The organism is Kocuria sp. CPCC 205263, from assembly GCF_040981075.1.
GTDB classification, from domain to species: domain Bacteria; phylum Actinomycetota; class Actinomycetes; order Actinomycetales; family Micrococcaceae; genus Kocuria; species Kocuria rosea.
This window is the reverse complement of record NZ_JAVKPV010000002.1, coordinates 426,290-445,329: the sequence shown is the minus strand read 5'-3', so window position 1 is coordinate 445,329 and position 19,040 is coordinate 426,290. Positions and strand designations below refer to the sequence as shown.

At 73.8% G+C, this 19,040-nt stretch carries 17 protein-coding genes; 2 read left to right on the top strand and 15 right to left on the bottom strand.

Annotated elements, in window-relative coordinates; genetic code table 11:
• Window positions 1–40 precede the first annotated feature (40 nt).
• The 3 genes from RF647_RS04430 to rpsO all read right to left on the bottom strand — a co-directional run bounded on the left by RF647_RS04430 (window position 41) and on the right by rpsO (window position 4,315).
• Complete coding sequence (locus RF647_RS04430) at window positions 41–1,465, bottom strand: pitrilysin family protein (protein ID WP_017832921.1); 1,425 nt, start codon at window positions 1,463–1,465, stop codon at window positions 41–43.
• Window positions 1,466–1,519: 54 nt separating this feature from the next.
• On the bottom strand, window positions 1,520–3,784 hold the full coding sequence (locus tag RF647_RS04425; RefSeq protein ID WP_368810669.1) for a polyribonucleotide nucleotidyltransferase: 2,265 nt from the start codon (window positions 3,782–3,784) through the stop codon (window positions 1,520–1,522).
• A 261-nt stretch (window positions 3,785–4,045) separates the two neighbouring features.
• Window positions 4,046–4,315, bottom strand: a complete 270-nt coding sequence (rpsO, locus tag RF647_RS04420; RefSeq protein WP_017832923.1) for a 30S ribosomal protein S15 — start codon at window positions 4,313–4,315, stop codon at window positions 4,046–4,048.
• A 297-nt stretch (window positions 4,316–4,612) separates the two neighbouring features.
• Here rpsO and RF647_RS04415 point away from each other — a divergent pair, with 297 nt between their 5' ends.
• Window positions 4,613–5,482, top strand: coding sequence for an aldo/keto reductase (locus tag RF647_RS04415; RefSeq protein ID WP_368810668.1), 870 nt, complete (start codon window positions 4,613–4,615; stop codon window positions 5,480–5,482).
• 18 nt (window positions 5,483–5,500) lie between these two features.
• Here RF647_RS04415 and RF647_RS04410 read toward each other — a convergent pair whose 3' ends face one another.
• From RF647_RS04410 to rimP, 10 genes are all read right to left on the bottom strand, one after another.
• Window positions 5,501–6,502 carry a bifunctional riboflavin kinase/FAD synthetase gene (locus tag RF647_RS04410; RefSeq protein ID WP_368810667.1) on the bottom strand — a complete coding sequence of 334 codons (1,002 nt, stop codon included), beginning with the start codon at window positions 6,500–6,502 and terminating at the stop codon, window positions 5,501–5,503.
• 30 nt (window positions 6,503–6,532) lie between these two features.
• Window positions 6,533–7,192: a GNAT family N-acetyltransferase gene (locus tag RF647_RS04405; protein WP_368797114.1), complete on the bottom strand. Its 660-nt coding sequence runs from the start codon at window positions 7,190–7,192 to the stop codon at window positions 6,533–6,535.
• A gap of 99 nt (window positions 7,193–7,291) precedes the next feature.
• A complete protein-coding gene (locus tag RF647_RS04400) occupies window positions 7,292–7,774 on the bottom strand; it encodes a hypothetical protein (protein WP_368810666.1) in 483 nt (160 codons plus the stop codon).
• 55 nt (window positions 7,775–7,829) lie between these two features.
• Window positions 7,830–8,201: a hypothetical protein gene (locus RF647_RS04395; protein WP_017832928.1), complete on the bottom strand. Its 372-nt coding sequence runs from the start codon at window positions 8,199–8,201 to the stop codon at window positions 7,830–7,832.
• On the bottom strand, window positions 8,201–9,277 hold the full coding sequence (gene truB / locus RF647_RS04390; protein WP_368810665.1) for a tRNA pseudouridine(55) synthase TruB: 1,077 nt from the start codon (window positions 9,275–9,277) through the stop codon (window positions 8,201–8,203). Before truB ends, RF647_RS04395 begins: the two co-directional genes overlap by 1 nt.
• 21 nt (window positions 9,278–9,298) lie before the next feature.
• Window positions 9,299–9,748, bottom strand: coding sequence for a 30S ribosome-binding factor RbfA (gene rbfA, locus RF647_RS04385; RefSeq protein ID WP_017832930.1), 450 nt, complete (start codon window positions 9,746–9,748; stop codon window positions 9,299–9,301).
• Between the two features lie 158 nt (window positions 9,749–9,906).
• Window positions 9,907–12,780, bottom strand: a complete 2,874-nt coding sequence (gene infB / locus RF647_RS04380) for a translation initiation factor IF-2 (protein ID WP_368810664.1) — start codon at window positions 12,778–12,780, stop codon at window positions 9,907–9,909.
• 204 nt (window positions 12,781–12,984) lie between these two features.
• A complete protein-coding gene (locus RF647_RS04375) occupies window positions 12,985–13,335 on the bottom strand; it encodes a YlxR family protein (protein ID WP_368810663.1) in 351 nt (116 codons plus the stop codon).
• 195 nt (window positions 13,336–13,530) lie between these two features.
• Entirely contained in the window at window positions 13,531–14,511 is a 981-nt protein-coding gene (nusA, locus tag RF647_RS04370; protein ID WP_368810662.1) for a transcription termination factor NusA, read from the bottom strand.
• 191 nt (window positions 14,512–14,702) lie between these two features.
• Window positions 14,703–15,218 carry a ribosome maturation factor RimP gene (gene rimP, locus RF647_RS04365; RefSeq protein ID WP_368810661.1) on the bottom strand — a complete coding sequence of 172 codons (516 nt, stop codon included), beginning with the start codon at window positions 15,216–15,218 and terminating at the stop codon, window positions 14,703–14,705.
• Between the two features lie 100 nt (window positions 15,219–15,318).
• Here rimP and RF647_RS04360 point away from each other — a divergent pair, with 100 nt between their 5' ends.
• On the top strand, window positions 15,319–16,341 hold the full coding sequence (locus RF647_RS04360; RefSeq protein WP_368810660.1) for a hypothetical protein: 1,023 nt from the start codon (window positions 15,319–15,321) through the stop codon (window positions 16,339–16,341).
• A 21-nt stretch (window positions 16,342–16,362) separates the two neighbouring features.
• On the opposite strand, the gene RF647_RS04355 is transcribed toward RF647_RS04360, so the two are convergent.
• Window positions 16,363–17,130, bottom strand: a complete 768-nt coding sequence (locus RF647_RS04355; RefSeq protein WP_251356191.1) for a TSUP family transporter — start codon at window positions 17,128–17,130, stop codon at window positions 16,363–16,365.
• A gap of 49 nt (window positions 17,131–17,179) precedes the next feature.
• On the bottom strand, window positions 17,180–18,979 hold the full coding sequence (locus RF647_RS04350; RefSeq protein ID WP_368810723.1) for a proline--tRNA ligase: 1,800 nt from the start codon (window positions 18,977–18,979) through the stop codon (window positions 17,180–17,182).
• Window positions 18,980–19,040: the final 61 nt, after the last annotated feature.

Sequence of the window (19,040 nt, the reverse complement as noted above, 5' to 3'; positions counted from 1 at the left end):
TCCAACTCTAGGTCACGGGACGGGCGGCGGCGGCGTGCGGTCAGCGGCGGGTGGGCGCCACGATGGTGGTCACGACCGGGCCCTCGGCGAGCCACCCCGCGAGCTCCCGGACCTGCTCCGGGGTCACGGAGCGGACCCGGTCCAGGGACTCGTCGATGTCGAGGAACTCCCCGGACTTCAGCTCCGCGGAGCCCAGCCGGGACATCCGGGACCCGGTGTCCTCGAGGGCGAGCACGGTGCCCCCGCCCAGCTGGCCCACGACCTTGCGCAGCTCGTCCGCCCCGATGCCGTCCCGGGCGAGCGTCTCGAGCTCGCCGGCCATGAGCGCCAGGACCTCGTCGGTGCGCGCGGGCAGGCACCCGGCGTACATCCCGAAGTAGCCGGCGTCCGAGTAGGCGCCCGAGAAGGAGAACGTGCTGTAGGCCAGGCCGCGCTTCTCGCGGATCTCCTGGAACAGGCGGGAGGACATCCCGCCGCCCAGGGCCGCGTTGAGCACGGTCATCGCGAAGCGGCGGTCGTCGCCGGCCACGAGCCCGGGCCGGCCGACGACCACGTTGGTCTGCTCCACGGGCCGCTCCAGGAAGTGCTCGCCCCAGTCCGGCTCCAGGGGCGCGGGGGTGCGCTCGCGCCGCGGGAGGGGGGCCGCCGGGGCGGCCGGGTCCCAGCCCGCGCGCTCGAGGGCCTCGGCGACGAGGGCGACGACGACGTCGTGCTCGAGGCCACCGGCGGCCGTGACCACGAGGCCCTCGGGCCGGTAGTGGCGGCGGTAGTGCTCGACCACCGCGTCGCGGGGCACCGCGAGGATCTCCTCGGGGGTCCCACCGATGGGCCGGCCGAGGGGGTGGGCCCCCAGCACCCGCTGGGTGAACTCCTCGAAGGCGACGTCCTCGGGGTCGTCCTTGTCCATCGCGAGCTCCTCGAGGATGACCCCCCGCTCCCGCTCGAGCTCGTCCGGGTCCAGGGCGGCCGACGTCACCATGTCGGTGATGACGTCGATCGACATCGGCAGGTCCTCGGCCAGGACCCGCGCGTAGTAGCACGTGTGCTCCTTGGCCGTGGCGGCGTTGGACTCCCCGCCCACCTCGTCGAACGCCTCCGCGATCTGCAGCGCGGAGCGCCGCTCGGTGCCCTTGAACAGCAGGTGCTCGAGGAAGTGCGTGGAGCCCAGGCGGCCGGGCTGCTCGTCACGGGAGCCGACGCCGACCCAGAAGCCGACCGTCACGGCCCGCTGGGCGGGCATCCGCTCGGTGACAACCCGGGTGCCGCACGGCAGGACCGTGCGACGGACCACGTTGCCGCCGGCGCCCTCGTGGAGGGTGTGGCTGAACCCCGCGGCGGCCGTGGTCAGGGCCGCGGCCGCGGCGGAGGGGGAACTGCGGGGGACCGCCGAGAGGCGGGCGTCCGGGCCGGGGGTGCTCCCCGGGCCGCGGTCGCCCGCCTCCAGCGGCAGATCGACTGCCGTCATCCAGCTGTGCTGCTTTCTGTGCTAGTGCGGTGCTGTGCGCGGGACGGGCCCGGCTCAGGCCTCGGTGGCGTCATCGTCCTCGGTGGGTACGTTCGGCTCCTCGGCGACCACGGGGGCCAGGGACAGCTTGCCGCGGTCGTCGACCTTCGTGATCTCGACCTGGACCTTCTGGCCCACGCCGAGGACGTCCTCGACGTCGGTGACGCGCTTGCCCTCGTTGAGCTTGCGCAGCTCCGAGATGTGCAGCAGGCCGTCCTTGCCCGGAGTGAGGGAGACGAAGGCGCCGAAGGTCGTGGTCTTGACCACGGTGCCCAGGTAGCGCTCGCCGACCTCCGGGACCTGCGGGTTGGCGATCGCGTTGATCGCCGCGCGGGCCGCCTCGGCCGAGGGGCCGTCGGTGGCGCCGATGTAGACGGTGCCGTCGTCCTCGATGGAGATGTCGGTGCCGGTGTCCTCCTGGATCTGGTTGATCATCTTGCCCTTCGGGCCGATGACCTCGCCGATCTTGGAGACGGGGACGGTCACGGAGATCACGCGCGGGGCGAACTCGCTCATCTCGTCCGGCCGGTCGATGGCCGCGTTCAGCACGCCGAGGATGTGCAGCCGGGCCTCGCGGGCCTGGGTCAGCGCGGCGTCCAACACCGAGGAGGGGATCCCGTCGAGCTTGGTGTCGAGCTGGATCGCGGTCACGAACTCGGAGGTGCCGGCCACCTTGAAGTCCATGTCGCCCAGCGCGTCCTCGGCGCCCAGGATGTCGGTCAGCGCGGCGTAGCGGGTCTCCCCGTCCACCTCGTCCGAGACCAGGCCCATGGCGATGCCGGCCACCGGTGCGCGCAGCGGCACGCCGGCGTTGAGCAGCGACAGGGTCGAGGCGCAGACAGAGCCCATCGACGTGGAGCCGTTGGAGCTCAGCGCCTCGGAGACCTGCCGGATCGCGTAGGGGAACTCCTCGCGGGAGGGCAGCACCGGGGTGATGGCCCGCTCGGCCAGGGCGCCGTGGCCGATCTCGCGGCGCTTCGGGGAGCCCACGCGACCGGTCTCGCCGGTGGAGTACGGCGGGAAGTTGTAGTGGTGCATGTACCGCTTGTGCTTCACCGGGGACAGCGAGTCGATCTGCTGCTCCAGCTTCAGCATGTTCAGCGTGGTCACGCCCATGATCTGGGTCTCGCCGCGCTCGAAGATCGCGGAGCCGTGCACGCGCGGCAGGACCTCGACCTCGGCGGTGAGCTGGCGGATGTCCGTCAGGCCGCGGCCGTCGATGCGCACCTGCTCGGTGAGCACCCGCTGGCGCACGGTCTGCTTGGTGAGCGCCTGGTAGGCGCCGTTGACCTCGTCCTTGCGGTCGGTGAAGGGCCCGTCCTCGCCGGCGAGCTCGGCCAGGGTCGCCTGGTGCAGCGCGTCGGTCGCGGTCTCGCGCTCCTGCTTGTCGGCGATCGAGTACACCTCGGCGAGCCGGGTGCCGACGGAAGCCGCGACGGCCTCCTTGACGTCGTCCCCGAAGCCGCCGAAGCGGGGCAGCTCCATCTCCGGCTTGCCGGCGCGGGCCTTGAGGTCGGCCTGGGCGTCGCACAGCGCTTTGAGGGCCGGCTTGGCGGCCTCGAGGCCCTGGGCCACGAGCTCCTCGGTGGGGGCCACGGCGCCGTTGTTCTTGATCAGGTTCCAGGAGTTGTCGGTGGCCTCGGCCTCGACCATCATGATCGCGACGTCCTCGGTGCCGTCCTTGCCGGTGACGACGCGGCCGGCCACGGCCATGTCGAACACGGCGTTCTCGAGCTGCGAGTGCTTCGGGAAGGCCACCCACTGGTGCTGGCCGTTCTCGCCGGCCATGAGCGCCACGCGCACGCCGCCGACGGGACCCTGGAAGGGCATCCCGGACAGGGTCGTGGCCATCGACGCGGCGTTGATCGCCACGGTGTTGTAGATCTCGTCCGGGTTCATGGACAGGATCGTGACGACGACCTGCACCTCGTTGCGGATGCCCTTGGCGAAGGCGGGGCGCAGCGGGCGGTCGATGAGCCGGCAGGTGAGGATCGCGTCCGTGGAGGGGCGGCCCTCGCGGCGGAAGAACGAGCCCGGGATGCGCCCGGCCGCGTACATCCGCTCCTCGACGTCGACCGTCAGGGGGAAGAAGTCGAAGCCCTGGCGGGGGGACTTGCCCACCGTGGTGGCGGCGAGCATGGTGGTGTCCTCGTCGATGGAGACGAGGGTGGAGCCGGCGGCCTGCTTGGCGAGGCGGCCGGTCTCGAAGCGCACGACGCGCTTTCCGTAGGAGCCGTTGTCGATGACGGCTTCGGCGTACTGGATCTCGGGACCCTCCAAGGGTCACCTCCGTTTCGTGTCGGCGGGACCGTCCGCGCGTCACCCGGTCTTCGATCGAGATCCACGGAAGGTCCGGGGCCGCGGGGGCCGTCCGGTGTCCGGAGATCACTACCGAGGACCGCGAATGATCGGCGCGGTGGCCCCGTCTGGTGTTCGATGGTGCTGTCTCTGGTGGTGCGAGGTCCGCCCGGCTGCTGTGCCGTGCGGGCCCGGTGCTCGGCGGCGTCCTCCCGTTGCCGGGCGGACGCCGCCGGGTGCCGACTAGCGGCGCAGGCCGAGCCGCTCGATGAGCGTGCGGTAGCGCGTGATGTCGGTGTCGCGCAGGTAGGTCAGCATGCGGCGACGGCGACCGACCAGGGCCATCAGGCCGCGGCGGGTGTGGTGGTCGTGCTTGTGCTGCTTCAGGTGCTCCGTCAGATCGGCGATCCGGCGGGTCAGGACCGCGATCTGCACCTCGGGCGAACCGGTGTCGCCCTCGTGGGTGGCGAAGTCCTTGATGATCTCCTGCTTGATGGCGGCGTCGAGTGCCACGTGTAACTCCGTTCGAGTCAGTACCGTGCGGCCCGGACGACGGGCTCGTCGCCGGGTCCCGGGACTCCCCGGGGGTCCGACAACCACGGACTGCAGTCGGACCGCCGTCCAGTCTAGCGGACCCGGGCGCGCCGCCCCACCCCCGGGCGGCGCGGCGCGCTGCGCTGGGCCTCCCCCGGCCGGTGGGCCAAAATGGGAGGGACACGACGGCGGGGTCCCGGCGCACGGCCGTCCGGGCCGGGTAGGACCGTGCCGGCAGCACGTGGCCGAGCAGGACGAGACGAGCAGGAGCAGCGCGTGAGCAAGGACGAGAAGGACGGGCGGGGCCCGGCGGTCGCCGACCGCACGCACACGATGCGGGACGGCCGGCGCATTCCCGCGATCGGGCTGGGCACCTACCCGATGGACGACGCCGGGGCCGAGGCCGACGTCGCCGAGGCCCTCATGCTGGGGTACCGGATGGTCGACACCGCGGTGAACTACGGCAACGAGACGGGCGTGGGGCGCGCGATCGCGGCGGCCGGCGTGCCGCGCGACGAGCTGTTCCTCACCACCAAGCTGCCGGGCCGGGACCACGGCACGGACTCCGTGCGCCGCTCGCTCGAGGGCTCCCTGCGGCGGCTGGGCACCGACCACGTGGACCTGTACCTCATCCACTGGCCGAACCCGTCGGTCGGCCGGTACGTCGAGACGTGGCGGACGATGCTGAAGCTGCGGCAGGAGGGGCTCGTCCGCTCGGTGGGGGTGTCCAACTTCACGCCCGCCCACATCCGCCGCCTGGTCGAGGAGACCGGCGAGACGCCGGCCGTCAACCAGGTGGAGCTGCACCCGCACTACCAGCAGGAGCGGCTGCGGGACTTCCACGCGGAGCACCGCATCATCACCCAGGCCTGGTCCCCGCTGGGCCGCAAGACCGATCTGCTCCAGCACGAGTGGATCGCGCGGATCGCCCGGCGGACCGGCCGCACCCCGGCCCAGGTCGTCCTCCGCTGGCACCTGCAGTCGCACACCGTGCCGATCCCGAAGAGCTCCGACCCCCGGCGCATGGCCGAGAACCTCGACGTCTTCGACTGGGAGCTGGACGAGGAGCAGATGCACCGGATGCAGATGCTGCACACCGGGATCAGCGGGTCGGGGTTCGACCCGAACGAGCACGAGGAGATGTAGGGGCCCGGCCGCCGGGGCTCAGGCCTCGGCGGCCAGGATGCCCCGGGTGCGCTCGACGTCGTCGTCCATCTGGGCCACGAGCTTGTCGACGCCCTCGTAGGCGACCATCCCCCGCAGCCGGGCGACGAACTCCACGACCACTTCCTGGCCGTAGAGGTCGAAGTCCTCGATCCGCTCCTCGGGGCGGTCGATGACGTGCGCCTCGACCTGCCGGGGCACGTTCTCGAACGTCGGGTTGGACCCCACGGAGATCGCGGTGGGCCAGCGGGTGCCGTGGGCGTCGAGCAGCCACCCGGCGTACACCCCGTCCGCGGGGACGAACCCGGCCGCGTCCGGGGACAGGTTGGCCGTGGGATAGCCGAGCTCCCGCCCGCGGGCGGCCCCGTGCACCACCTCCCCGCGCATCCGGTGGTGACGCCCGAGCAGCCGGGCGGCCGCGCGCACGTCGCCCGCCTGCAGGCAGGCGCGGATCCACGTGGAGGAGCAGCGCCGCTCCCCCGCCGCGGTCACGGCCGGGGCGTGCTCCGGGTGCTGCTCGTGCAGCGGGTCGAGCAGGTCGTCGACCACGCGGACCTCGAACCCGTGGCGCTCCCCCAGCTCACGGAGCGTGTCGATGTTGCCGGTGTTGTCCTTGCCCAGGCGGGTATCCTCGCCCACCACGAGGCAGCGCGCGCCGAGCGGGCCCACCAGGGTGCCCAGCACGAACTGCTCGGTGGACTGGGCCGCGAACTCCAGGGTGTACTCCAGCACGAGGGCGGCGTCCGCGCCGGTGCGCTCGAGGGCGTCCAGCTTGTCCTCGGTGCCCATGATCAGTCCCGGGTGGCTGCCGGGTCGGTGCACCTGCGCGGGATGCGGGTCGAACGTCACGACCACCGAGGCCCAGCCCAGCTCGCGGGCGGAGTCGACGAGCTGGGACAGCACCCGCTGGTGGCCCCGGTGGACACCGTCGAAATTGCCGATGGTGACGACCGACGGGCCGAAGCCCGGGGGGACGTCAGAGAGATCTCGCCAGCGGAACACGCTTCTCCTCGCAGGAACGGAACAGGCAGGTCAGGGTCGGGGCGGCACGGGCCGGTGCGGGCCGCCGGGCTCCTCCGCGGGGGCGGCGGCCGGGGACGGCGGGCCGTCCCACGGGGCCTGCGGGGAGCGGGGGTCCTCCGCGCCGAGGGTCAGGATCCAGGCGTCCACCGAGGCGCCGCGCTGCTCCATGAACCCGTCGATCCGCACCGGGGAGCGGAAGCCGAGCCTCCAGGCGAGCTTGCGGCTGGCCCAGTTGGGGACCTTCGCCATCCAATAAGCATAGGTGAGGCCCAGGGTCCCGAAGGCGTGCTCGAGCAGCAGCCGGCAGGCGGCCTCGGCGGCGCCGGTGCCGCGGGCGTGGGGGCCGAAGTTGAGTCCGATGTCCGCCGTGGTCCCGCGCAGGGCGTTGAGCCCCACGGTCCCGTGCAGCCGGTCGGTCCGGGCGTCGGCGACCGCCCAGTTGTACTCGCGGCCGGCGCGCCAGGCGGCGGGGACGAACTCCTCGACGTACCAGCGCGCATCGGCCTCCGTGTAGCCCAGGGGCACGGTGGTGAACTCCGCGGCCGCGGGATCCGCGCAGTTGCGGGCCAGCTGCGGGACGTCGCGCTCCTCGAGCCGGCGCAGCACCACGGTGCCGTCGGTGAGGACGGGGACGTCGTAGTCCTCGGCGCCGTCGGGGCGTACGGGCATCGTCGGGGGTCCTTTCGGGAGGCGTGCGGCACGGGGCGCTCCGGCCCGCGACCGAGCCTACCCGGTGCGTGCCGGTGCGCCGCGCGGGACGGACGGCGCTCAGGCGCGTGCCCGCCCGCCACGGGGCCGGGACCGGCGGAGCCAGGCGAGGCCGACCACCGGCAGCACGAGCGGGACGTAGCCGTAGTCCTGCCCGAAGTGGGACCACACGCTGGCCTCGGGGAACAGCTCCGGGACGAACACCGAGAGCAGGCCCACGCCGAGCACGCCGAGCAGCTCCACGGCCACGGCGGCCGTGGCCAGCCGGTGCCAGCGGAGGCCGGGCCGGGCGAGGGCCACGGTGGCCACCACGTAGACGGCCGCGGCGAACGCGGAGAGCAGGTACGGCAGCGGCGCGGCCTGGAAGCCGGTCGCGATCTGGTAGAGCGAGCGGACACCGGCGGAGAGGGAGAAGACCGCGTAGACCACGACGACCAGCCGGCCGAAGCCCGAGGACTTGCGGTCGCCGCGCGCCGCGGCGGCGCGGGGCCCGAAGCGCTGCTGCAGCCGGGTGGGGCCCTCCTGCGGGCGGTCGTGCGTCATCGGGGTCTCTCCTGCGGGGTCGTGGCGGGCCAGGAGCCGGTCCTGGGTCCGGGGCTCACTGGTAGTACCAGATGTAGTTCATGCGGTAGACCATGATCGCGACCACCGGCCCCGCGGCCGCGAGCACCCAGTTGGACCAGCTCGAGCGCTCCACGAGGGACCACACGAAGGTTCCCGCCGGGATGAGCAGGGCGGTCAGCAGGTAGCCCCAGTACTCGAGGGCCGATCCGGTGGGCCCGGGCCCCCGCACGTGCATGACGACCGTGCCCACGGCGTAGACGAGCAGGAACGCCTCGAGCAGCAGCACGGAGCCCTGGGTCCAGTCGTCGGGCCGCCGCCCGCGTGCGGCCTGAACGGCGCACACCAGGAAGGAGAGGGCGCCGAGCAGGACCGCGGCCCAGAACCAGCCGTCGTAGCCCCACAGCATCAGCGTTCCTCCCCGGCGATCACCGGCGGCGCGGGGAACCGCTCCCCGGGCAGGAAGACGAGCACGGGCTTGGCGGTGCGCTCGCCGCGGTGGCCGCGGTCGGACAGCAGGGCCACGAGACGCCCGTCGGGGGCGAAGCCGGCGGTGACGGCGTCCTGGTCCGGGGCAGTCCCCCGGTGGCCCTGACCACGGTCCTCGTCGCTGCCCGCGCCGTCGTCGGCGGCGCTGGGACCGATCCGGCGCCCGTGGGCGACGTCCTGGGCCTCGGCGGCGGTCAGTCGACGGACAGGGAACAGTCCGGCGGCGGCCTCCTCCAGGTTCGTCACGGGCAGCGGGCGGCCGGCGGACACCTCCGCGGCGAGCTCCTCGAGGGTCGACGCGTCCTCGAGGGTCCATGCGCCCACCCGGGTGCGGCGCAGCGCGGTCAGGTGACCGCCCACCCCGAGGTCGGCGCCGAGGTCCCGGGCCAGGGCCCGGACGTAGGTGCCCGAGCTGCAGGTCACGGTGACGTCGACGTCGAGGACCTCCCGCCCGGCGTCGTCGGCGGTGCGCACGAGGCGGTGCACGGCGAACTCGGAGACGGTGACGGGGCGCGCGGCGAGCTCCACGTCCTGCCCGGCGCGGACCTGGGCGTAGGCGCGGCGGCCCTCGACCTTGATCGCGCTGACCTTCGCGGGGACCTGCTGGATGTCCCCGGTGAGCCGGGCGACGCCGGCCGCCACCGCGTGCTCGCCCACCGCGGTCACGGCCCCGGGGTCGGCGACGTCGACAACCTCCCCCTCGGCGTCGTCGGTCACGGTGGTCAGACCGAGCCGGATCGTCGCGGCGTACGTCTTGTCCCGGCCCACCACCCAGGTCAGGAGGCGGGTGGCCCGGTCGACGCCGAGCACCAGCACGCCCGTGGCCATGGGGTCCAGGGTGCCGGCGTGGCCCACCTTGCGGGTGCCCGCGAGACGGCGGGCACGGGCGACGACGTCGTGGCTGGTCCAGCCGGCGGGCTTGTCCACGACCACGAGCCCGGACGGCGTCGGCAGGGACGGGTCCGGGCTCGGGACGTCAGGCTGCGTGCGGGTCACTTCCCCGGTGCCCCCGCCTGCTCAGCGGTCCCGGGAGGACTCGTCGTCCTCCTCGGCCGGCTTCCGGTAGGGGTCCTCGCCGGCGGCCCAGCTGGCCCCGGCGGCCTGGGCGGCGACCTCGGCGTCCTTCTCCTTGGCCGCGCGCAGCACCTCCTCGAGGTGGGAGGCGTTGACCGGGATCTCGTCCGGGACGAAGGTCAGGGTGGGCGTCAGGCGAGCCGTGATGTTCCGTCCCACCTCGCTGCGCAGAACGCCCTTGGCGGACTCGAGGGCCGCCCGGGTGTTCTGCTGCTCCTCCGCGGTGCCGAACACCGTGTAGTAGAGGGTGGCGTGCTGGAGGTCGTTGGTGACGCGGGCGTCCGTGATGGTCACGAAGCCCAGCCGTGGGTCCTTGACCCGGCGCTCGAGCGCCTGGGCCACGACGACCTTGATCCGGTCGGCGAGTCGGGCGGCGCGTGCTGCGTCAGCCATGGTGGATGCTCCTCGGGTCGGGGCGGTGCGGTGCTCGTCGCGGTGCTGGCGACGAGGCGGGGAACGGTGCTGGAACGGGGGCGGCGGCACGGGCGGGCGCTGGGCCCGCCCGTGCCGCCGCGGGTGTCCCGCGCGCGGAGCACGGGACTCGGGACGGGTCAGGCGCGCGGCTTCTCGCGCATCTCCCACGTCTCGATGAGGTCGCCCTCGTGGATGTCGTTGAAGGAGCCGAGCCCGATACCGCACTCGTAGCCCTCGCGGACCTCGGTCGCGTCGTCCTTGAACCGGCGCAGCGAGTCGACCGTGAGGTTGTCCGCCACGACGCTGCCGTCCCGGACGAGCCGGGCCTTGGAGTTGCGGCGGATGGTCCCCTTGGTGATGTAGGCACCGGCGATGTTGCCCCACTTGGAGGAGCGGTACACCTCGCGGATCTCGGCGGTGCCGAGCGCCACCTCCTCGTACTCCGGCTTGAGCATGCCCTTGAGCGCGCTCTCGACGTCGTCGATGGCGTTGTAGATCACCGAGTAGAACTTCATCTCGACGCCCTCGCGGTCGGCCAGGTCCGTCACGCGCTCGGCGGGACGGACGTTGAAGCCGATGATGATCGCGTTGTCCACGGTCGCCAGGTTGACGTCGTTCTGGGTGATGGCGCCGACGCCGCGGTGGATGACCCGCAGCTGGACCTCCTCGCCCACGTCGATCTTGAGCAGGGAGTCCTCGAGCGCCTCCACGGCACCGGACACGTCGCCCTTGATGATGAGGTTGAGAGTGTCGATCTTGCCGGCGGCCACGGCCTCGTCGAAGGACTCGAGCGTGATCCGCTTGCGGCGCTTGGCGAGCAGGGCGTTGCGGTCCGCCGCCTGGCGCTTCTCGGCGATCTGGCGCGCGGTGCGCTCCTCCGGTGTGGAGAGGAACGTGTCACCCGCCCGGGGCACGGAGTCGAGACCCAGCACCTGCACGGGCCGCGAGGGACCCGCCTCCTCGACGGACTGCCCGTTCTCGTCGAACATGGCGCGCACGCGGCCGTACGCGGCTCCGGCGACGATCGCGTCGCCGACGTGCAGCGTGCCGGACTGCACGAGCACGGTCGAGACCGCACCGCGCCCCTTGTCCAGGTTCGCCTCGATCGCCACGCCGCGGGCACCCTTGTTCGGGTTCGCCGACAGCTCGAGCGCGCCGTCCGCGGTCAGCACGATCGCGTCCAGCAGGTCGTCGATATTGAGGTTCTGGCGCGCGGAGACGTCGACGAACATGGTGTCGCCGCCGTACTCCTCGGGGACCAGGCCGTACTCGGTGAGCTGGCCGCGGATCTTCTCCGGGTTCGCCTCGGGCTTGTCGATCTTGTTGACCGCCACCACGATCGGCACGCCGGCGGCCTGGGCGTGGTTGAGCGCCTCGACCGTCTGCGGCATGACGCCGTCGTCCGCGGCGACCACGAGCACGGCGATGTCCGTCACCTGGGCACCACGGGCACGCATGGCGGTGAACGCCTCGTGGCCCGGGGTGTCGATGAACGTGATCTGCCGCTCCTGGCCGTCGACCTCGGTCTCGATCTGGTAGGCGCCGATGTGCTGGGTGATGCCACCGGCCTCCCCCTCGATCACCTTCGTGTTGCGGATCGCGTCGAGCAGGCGGGTCTTGCCGTGGTCGACGTGGCCCATGACGGTAACGACCGGCGGACGCGCCTCCAGGACGTCCTCGCCCTCGGCCGCGGCCTCGGCGTCCAGGTCGATGTCGAAGGACTCGAAGAGCTCGCGCTCTTCGTCCTCCGGCGAGACCACCTGGATCCGGTACCCGAGCTCGGCGCCCAGCAGCTGGAAGGTCTCCTCGTCGAGGGACTGCGTCTGTGTGGCCATCTCGCCGAGGTGGATGAGCACCGTGACGAGGGAGGCCGGGTTCGCGTTGATCTTCTCGGCGAAATCCGTGAGGGACGCGCCGCGGCGCAGGCGCACCACCGTGGTGCCGTCGCCGTGGGGAACGGCGACGCCGCCGACGGACGGGGCCTTCATCTGCTCGAGCTCCTGGCGCTTGGCCCGCTTCGACTTGCGCTGCTTACCGCGGGCACCGCCGCGCCCGAAGGCGCCCTGGGTGCCGCCGCGGCCGCCGCGGCCGGGGCCGCCGCCGGGACGGGAGAACCCGCCCCCGCCGCCGCCGGGACCGCCGCGGCGGGGACCTGCGCCGCCGCCGGCCGGCCGGGAGCCGATCGGGGCCACGCCCGTGGTGTGCCCGGGCATCATGTTCGGGCTGGGGCGTGCGCCGCCGGGGCGGGGACCGCCCTGGGGACGCGGGCCGCCCTGGCCCTGCGGACGGGGACCGCCCTGACCCTGGCCCTGGCCCTGCGGGCGGGGACCGCCCTGACCCTGGCCCTGGGGACGCGGTCCGCCCTGGCGCTCGGGACGGCCCGAGCGCATGCCCTGCTGGGCGGCGAACGGGTTGTTGCCCGGACGCGGACCCGCCGGGCGGGGAGCACCGGGACGCGGAGCGGCCGAGCCCGGACGGGGTGCGGTGCCACCGGGGCGCGGCGCGGCGGAGCCCGGACGGGGCGCTCCGCTGCGGCCCATGCCCTGCTGGCTGGCGAACGGGTTGTTGCCCGGGCGCGGACCCGGGGCGGGGGTCCTGGCGCCCGGTGCCGCCGGGCGCTGCGGCGCGGACCGCTCCGGGGTCGAGGACGGCTCCGCGGAGCGCTGCTCGGGCGCCTTCTCGGCCGGCCGCTGCTCGGCGGCCTGTTCGGGCGTGCGCTCCGGTGCCTTCTCGGCGGGCTTGGCGGCCGCCGGGCCCGGGGCGGGCGCGGAGGTGCCGGGCCGGGACGAGGCGCCGGGCTTGGACGCGGGCTTGCCGGCGGGCGCCGGGGCCGCCGGGGCGGACTTCTCCGCCCGGCCGGCGAGGGCGGAGCGCAGCTTCTTGGCGACGGGCGGCTCGACGGTCGAGGACGCGCCTCGGACGAACTCACCCAGGGTCTGAAGCGTGGAAATCGCTTCCTTGGACGTTATTCCGAGCTCTTTCGCGAGCTCGTGAACGCGGGGCTTGGCCACTTCTCTCCTGTCTCGGTCCGCACCGAAACAGGCACGAACCACTTATTTTCCGTTGAGGCTCCCGGAGCATCGGCCGTCGAGGACGGCGCGGGGTCGCGGGAGGCCGTTGGCAGAGCACAACGAAGCACTCATCGCTGGGCACTCATCGGTTTTCCATCGGTTCTCTGACTCGCTTTCCAGTTCTTCACCCGCGTACGGACGTGGTCACCGGTCCGGTCGGACCGCGCGGGCTGCCGTCCGGGGACGGCTGTGGTCGGCACTCGTGCGTCCGGTCGCCGGGGCTGCCCCCGTGGACAGCAGGGCGTCCAGTGCGGGGGCGACCGCATCCGTGTCCACGACCGCCCGGAACGCGCGCCGGAAGGCGCGCCGGCGCAGGGCCGAGTCCAGGCACTCGTGGGAGGGGTGGAGCCAGGCTCCGCGACCGCCGAGGCGTCCGTCCCGGTCGACCACGGCCCGGAGGCCGCTGTCGGTCGGTTCGGTCACCACACGTACGAGCTGGTCAGGGTGTTCGGTGGTCCGGCATCCGATGCACGTGCGACGGGAGTCTGCACTCACTCGCTCGGTACTCCTCGTCTCGCGCCGGGACGTCGGGGACGTCCCGTGCGGGCCGGGAGCGGGCGCCGGACAGGGACCACCAACGATCTGACCGCTATCCAGTCTATCCCGGGGACCGCCCTGGGCCGAAACCGGGGGCGCGCGGGATCCCGGGACCGCCTCGGGGCGGGGGCGCCGGTCCCGCCGCGGCGGGGCTCAGCGGCGCTCGGCGGCCTTCGACTCGGGCACGATGTCGATCTTCCAGCCCGTGAGCTTGGCGGCCAGGCGGGCGTTCTGGCCCTCCTTGCCGATGGCCAGGGACAGCTGGGTGTCGGGGACCACGGCGCGGGACGAGCGGGCCCGCTCGTCGAGCACGGTCACCCGGGTCACCTTGGCCGGGGACAGGGCGTTGGCGATGCAGCGGGCGGGGTCGTCCGACCAGTCGACGATGTCGATCTTCTCGTCGTGCAACTCGTTCATCACGGCGCGCACGCGGGAGCCCATCTCCCCGATGCAGGCGCCCTTGGCGTTGATCCCGGACTGGGTGGCGCGCACGGCGATCTTGGTGCGGTGGCCGGCCTCGCGGGCGATTGCCATGATCTCCACGGAGCCGTCGGCGATCTCCGGCACCTCCATCTCGAACAGGCGGCGCACCAGGTCCGGGTGGGACCGGGACAGTGTGATGGACGGGCCCTTCATGCCGCGCTTGACCTCCACGACGAAGGCGCGGATGCGCGCGCCGTGCGGGTACTTCTCGCCGGGGGCCTGCTCGTGCGGGGGCAGCACGCCCTCCACGGTGCCAAGGTCGACCTGGACCATGTGGGGGTTGTGCCCCTGCTGGATCTGCCCGGAGACGATCTCTCCCTCCCGGCCCTTGAAGTGGCCCAGGACGGCGTCGTCCTCGACGTCGCGCAGCCGCTGGAGGATGACCTGGCGGGCCGTGGAGGCCGCGATCCGCCCGAAGCCGGCCGGGGTGTCGTCGAACTCCCCGACCGCCTCGCCGTCCTCGTCCAGCTCGGGGGCCCAGATGGTGACGTGGCCGGTCCGGCGCTCGATCTCGGCGCGCGCTCCCGGCAGCGCGCCGGCGGTCTTGTGGTACGCCAGCAGGAGGGCCTGCTCGATGGTGGGGATGAGCAGGTCCACGGGGATGTCGCGCTCACGCTCCAGCAGTCGGAGGGTGCTCATATCGATGTCCATGTCCGGCCTTCCTCACCTGACGGCCCCGGGGACGGCGCAGCGCACCGTCGGGGATGACGGGGCGCCGCCACGGGTCGTGCTCGCGCACTCGTCGTCGCACTCGGTTGTCGTCGCACTGCGGACCGCGGCGCCGGTGGGCGCCGCGGCGTCAACGGCACATCTTACACTCGTGCCGGGCGGGGCCGGGTCCGTCAGTCCGTGAACTCGACCTCCACCCTGGCCCGGCGCACGGCCTCGAAGGCCCAGCGCTCCGGGTCGAGCAGCCGGGCCGGCATCCCCTTCTTCACCTGGTGGCTGCGCTGCAGGACCACGCCGTCCTGCTCCACCTCCAGCAGGCGGGCCGCGAACTTCTCGCCCTCCACCGGGGTGACCCGCACCAGCCGGCCGATCGAGCGGCGCCAGTGCCGCGGGGCCGCGAGCTCCCTCGTGGCCCCCGGGGAGGACACCTCCAGCTCGTAGGCCGAGCCGGGCACGGGGTCCGTGCGATCGAGGAGCTCGGACACGGCCCGGGAGACCGCGGCGATACGGTCGATGTCCACGCTGTCGGTGCTGTCCTCCGGCAGGTCCACGAGCACCTGCAGCACGAGCCCGGTGCCGGCGGGCTTCAGGGCGACGTGCTCCAGGACGAGCCCCGACTCCTCCACCGCGGGGCCGATCAGCTCGGCCAGCCGCTGGTCGTCGGGTTCGGGGGTGCTGTGCTCGCTCACGGGGTCTCCTCGTGCTGTCGGGACGTCGGGGTCGGTCCTGGAGATCCTATGATGAACGCGGCCCTCCGCCGTCCCCCGCCGCGTCCCCCAGGAGCCCCCGGTGACCGATCCCCGCACGCCCGCCCCCCGGGTGCTCCCGCTGGTGCTGGGGGTCCTGCTCGCCACCGGCGCCGCCGGGGCGTGGTGGCTGGACGCCGCCCGGCCGGTGCCCCCGGACGAGGTCGCGCGCGCTGAGGCGTGGCGGGGCACCGAGGCGCTGCTCGCGGCGCCCGCCCCGGCCCCGGCACCCGCCGCTGCGTGGGCGGACGTGCGCGCCGACCTGGCCCGGCAACTCGAGGCCCTGGGCCCCGCGCCCGACGACCGCACGAGCGCCGCCGCCCGGGACGGGCGCCCCTCCCCCGCCGGCGGCACCGGCACCGGCGGCGCCGGGGACGCCGCGGAATCGGGCGTCACGGCGTTCGCCGCGCTGCGGACGACGGCGACGGCCCTCGCCGGGGACGCCCTCGCCGCCGAGGACCCCGCCCTGGCTCGGGTGCTCGCCGCGGCGGCGGTCTCGCGGGCCACGGCGGCCCAGCACCTCGCGGCCGCGCAGCTCGCGGCTCCGCAGGTCCCGGCTCCGGCGGGCGCCGACCTGTGCGACGCCGCCGGGGATCCGGCCCCCGGCGGGAGGACCGCTCCCGGCGCCGTCCTGTGGTCGGCGCTGGACCGCGCCGGCTACGCCTTCGAGGCGCTGGCCGCCCGCACCGGGACGGTCCCGGACGGTGTCGCCCCTGACGGTGCCGCCCCGGCCGGTGCCGTCCCCGCCGAGCTGGCGGACCGGGCCCGGGCGGACGTCGAGGAGCTCCTGGGGTCCCCGTCCGCCCGGCGGGTGCTCGCGGCGGACCCGGGGCTGCCGGCGGGCGCCTACGTCCTGCCCGAGGACGTGCGGGAGCACCCCGGCCGGGTCGCGGACACGGCGGCCCGGGACGTGCAGGAGGCCGCCGCGCACGTGCTGGCCCGCGGGGACGCCGGCGACCGGTGCTGGGCGCTCGTGGCGCTCGAGCGCGCGACCGGGCTGCGCGCCGGGCTCACGGGGGAGGTCGACGCCCTGCCCGGCGTGGTCCGGGACGACCCGCCGCGGTGACCTCCCGTCCGGTGGGGCGGCTCAGGCCCCCCGCAGGACGTCGACGCCCAGCTTGAGGATGAGCAGCGAGACCACGGTGAGGAACACCACCCGGATGAAGCGGCTGCCACGGGCCACCGCGGTGCGCGCCCCGAGGTAGCCGCCCAGCATGTTGGACAGTCCCAGGACGAGCCCCAGGCCCCACAGCACCGATCCGTGGCCGAAGAAGAACACGAGCGCGCCCACGTTGGTCGCGAGGTTGACGATCTTCGCCTTCGCGCTGGCGGCCAGGAAGCTGTAGCCCAGCAGCGTGATCATGGCGATGACCAGGAACGAGCCGGTGCCCGGGCCCATCACGCCGTCGTAGAAGCCGATGACGGTGCCGATCACCATCGCGGTGCCGTAGTGCCGCGCGCCGCTGTGGCGCAGCTCGGTCAGCTGCCCCACGGTGGGCCGGGCCACGGTGAACAGGAGCACGGCCACCAGTGCGGCGAGGATGATCGGGCGGAACACCGCCTCGGGCAGGGACGCGGCCAGCGCCGCCCCGCCGAAGCTGCCGACCAGCGCGACACCGGCCATGGGCAGGGCGGTGCGCAGGTCGGGGGACGTGCGCCGGTAGAAGGTCAGCGCGCTCGTCGCGGTGCCGAACACGGAGCCCATCTTGTTGGTGGCCAGGGCCTGGACGGGGCTGATCCCCGGGACCATCAGCACCACGGGCAGCTGCAGCAGGCCGCCGCCGCCGACCACGGCGTCGACGAAGCCCGCGGCGAGCCCGGCCGCCACCAGCAGGGCGACGACGCCGGGGTCCATCTGCTCCAGGCCCGAGGCCCCGAGCCAGGCGCCGAGCCCCTGCACGGGCTCAGCCGCGCACGGCGGCGGCGACCACGGCGGCGACGCCGTCCCGGGGCACGTCCTCGCTGCTGCCGCTCGCGCGGTCCTTGAGCTCGAGGACGCCGTCCTTGAGGCCGCGGCCGACCACCAGCACGGTGGGCACGCCGAGCAGCTCGGCGTCGCCGAACTTCACGCCCGGGGAGACCTTGGGCCGGTCGTCGAAGAGGACCTCGAGCCCCTCCGCCTCGAGCTCGGCCACGACCTTCTCGGCCTCCTCCAGCACCTCGGGGCCCTTGCCGGTGGCGACCACGTGGACGTCCGCGGGGGCGACCTGGCGCGGCCAGAGCAGCCCCTTGTCGTCGTGGTAGGCCTCGGCGAGGGCGGCCACCGCCCGGGTGACCCCGATCCCGTAGGAGCCCATGGTCACGGTGACGAGCTTGCCGTTGCGGTCGAGCACCTTCAGCCCCAGTGCCTCCGCGTACTTGCGGCCCAGCTGGAAGATGTGCCCCATCTCGATGCCGCGGGCCGCCTCGAGCGGTCCGGAGCCGTCCGGCGCAGGATCGCCGGCCCGGACCTCGGCGCACTCCAGGACGCCGTCCCAGTCGAAGTCGCGCCCGGCCGTGAGGTCGTAGACGTGCTGGCCGGCCACGTTCGCCCCGGTCACCCACCGGGTGCCGCGGACCACGCGCGGGTCCACGAAGAAGGGGATGCCGGTTGAGGACTTCTCGCCGAGCACGGCCTGGTCCAGGGACAGCCCCGGGCCGATGTAGCCCTTGACCAGCAGCGGGCAGGCGCGCAGGTCCTCGTCGCCGGCCTGCTCCACCAGCACCTCGCCGGAGACGTCCAGGGCGGCGCCGATGCCGGCCTCGATGCGCTTGAGGTCCACGGCGCGGTCGCCGGGCAGGCCGACCGCCACGAGCCGCCTGGTGCCGTCGGGCAGGACGACGGCGAGCACCACGTTCTTGAGGGTGTCGCCGGCGGTCCAGGGCCCCTCGGCGCGCGGGTGCAGCTCGTTCGAGCGCTGCACGAGCGTGTCGATCGTGGGGCTGTCCGGGGTCTCGAGCACCCGTGCCTCGGGGGCCCCGGCGGGATCGGTCTCCGCGGGCACCACGGTGGTCACCGCCTCGACGTTGGCCGCGTAGCCGCCGGGCGAGCGCACGAACGTGTCCTCCCCGATGACCGTGGGGTGCAGGAACTCCTCGGAGCGGGAGCCGCCCATGGCCCCGGACTGGGCCGAGACGGCGACCACGGGCAGGCCGAGGCGCTCGAAGATCCGGACGTAGGCCTCGCGGTGCCTGGCGTAGGACTCGTCGAGACCGGCGTCGTCGACGTCGAAGGAGTAGGAGTCCTTCATGACGAACTCGCGCCCGCGTAGGAGACCGGCGCGGGGGCGGGCCTCGTCCCGGTACTTCGCCTGGATCTGGTAGAGGGTGACGGGAAGGTCCTTGTAGGAGGAGTACAGGTCCTTGACGAGCAGCGTGAACATCTCCTCGTGCGTGGGCGCAAGCAGGTAGTCGGCGTCCTTGCGGTCCTTCAGGCGGAAGAGGTTCTCCCCGTACTCCGTCCAGCGGTTCGTGACCTCGTAGGGCTCGCGCGGCAGCAGCGCCGGGAAGTGCACCTCCTGGGCGCCGATCGCGCCCATCTCCTCGCGCACCACCTGCTCGACCTTCCCGAGCACCCGCAGGCCCATCGGCAGCCAGGTGTAGATGCCCGGGGCGGCCCGGCGGATGTAGCCGGCGCGGACGAGCAGCTTGTGGCTGTCCACCTCGGCGTCGACCGGGTCTTCGCGGAGGGTTCGCAGGAACAGGGAGGAGAGTCGCAGCGCCACGAGGGCTCCGTTTCTCCCGGGGAGCGCGGCGTGGTGCAGCCGGGCCCGGGCGTCGAGAGGG

Coding starts and splice junctions, on each gene's coding strand:
- RF647_RS04430 (WP_017832921.1), bottom strand. CDS start 1,465: ATGACGGCAGTCGATCTGCCGCTGGAGGCGGGCGACCGCGGCCCGGGG.
- RF647_RS04405 (WP_368797114.1), bottom strand. CDS start 7,192: ATGCCCGTACGCCCCGACGGCGCCGAGGACTACGACGTCCCCGTCCTC.
- RF647_RS04400 (WP_368810666.1), bottom strand. CDS start 7,774: ATGACGCACGACCGCCCGCAGGAGGGCCCCACCCGGCTGCAGCAGCGC.
- RF647_RS04395 (WP_017832928.1), bottom strand. CDS start 8,201: ATGCTGTGGGGCTACGACGGCTGGTTCTGGGCCGCGGTCCTGCTCGGC.
- rbfA (WP_017832930.1), bottom strand. CDS start 9,748: ATGGCTGACGCAGCACGCGCCGCCCGACTCGCCGACCGGATCAAGGTC.
- nusA (WP_368810662.1), bottom strand. CDS start 14,511: ATGGACATCGATATGAGCACCCTCCGACTGCTGGAGCGTGAGCGCGAC.
- RF647_RS04355 (WP_251356191.1), bottom strand. CDS start 17,130: ATGGACCCCGGCGTCGTCGCCCTGCTGGTGGCGGCCGGGCTCGCCGCG.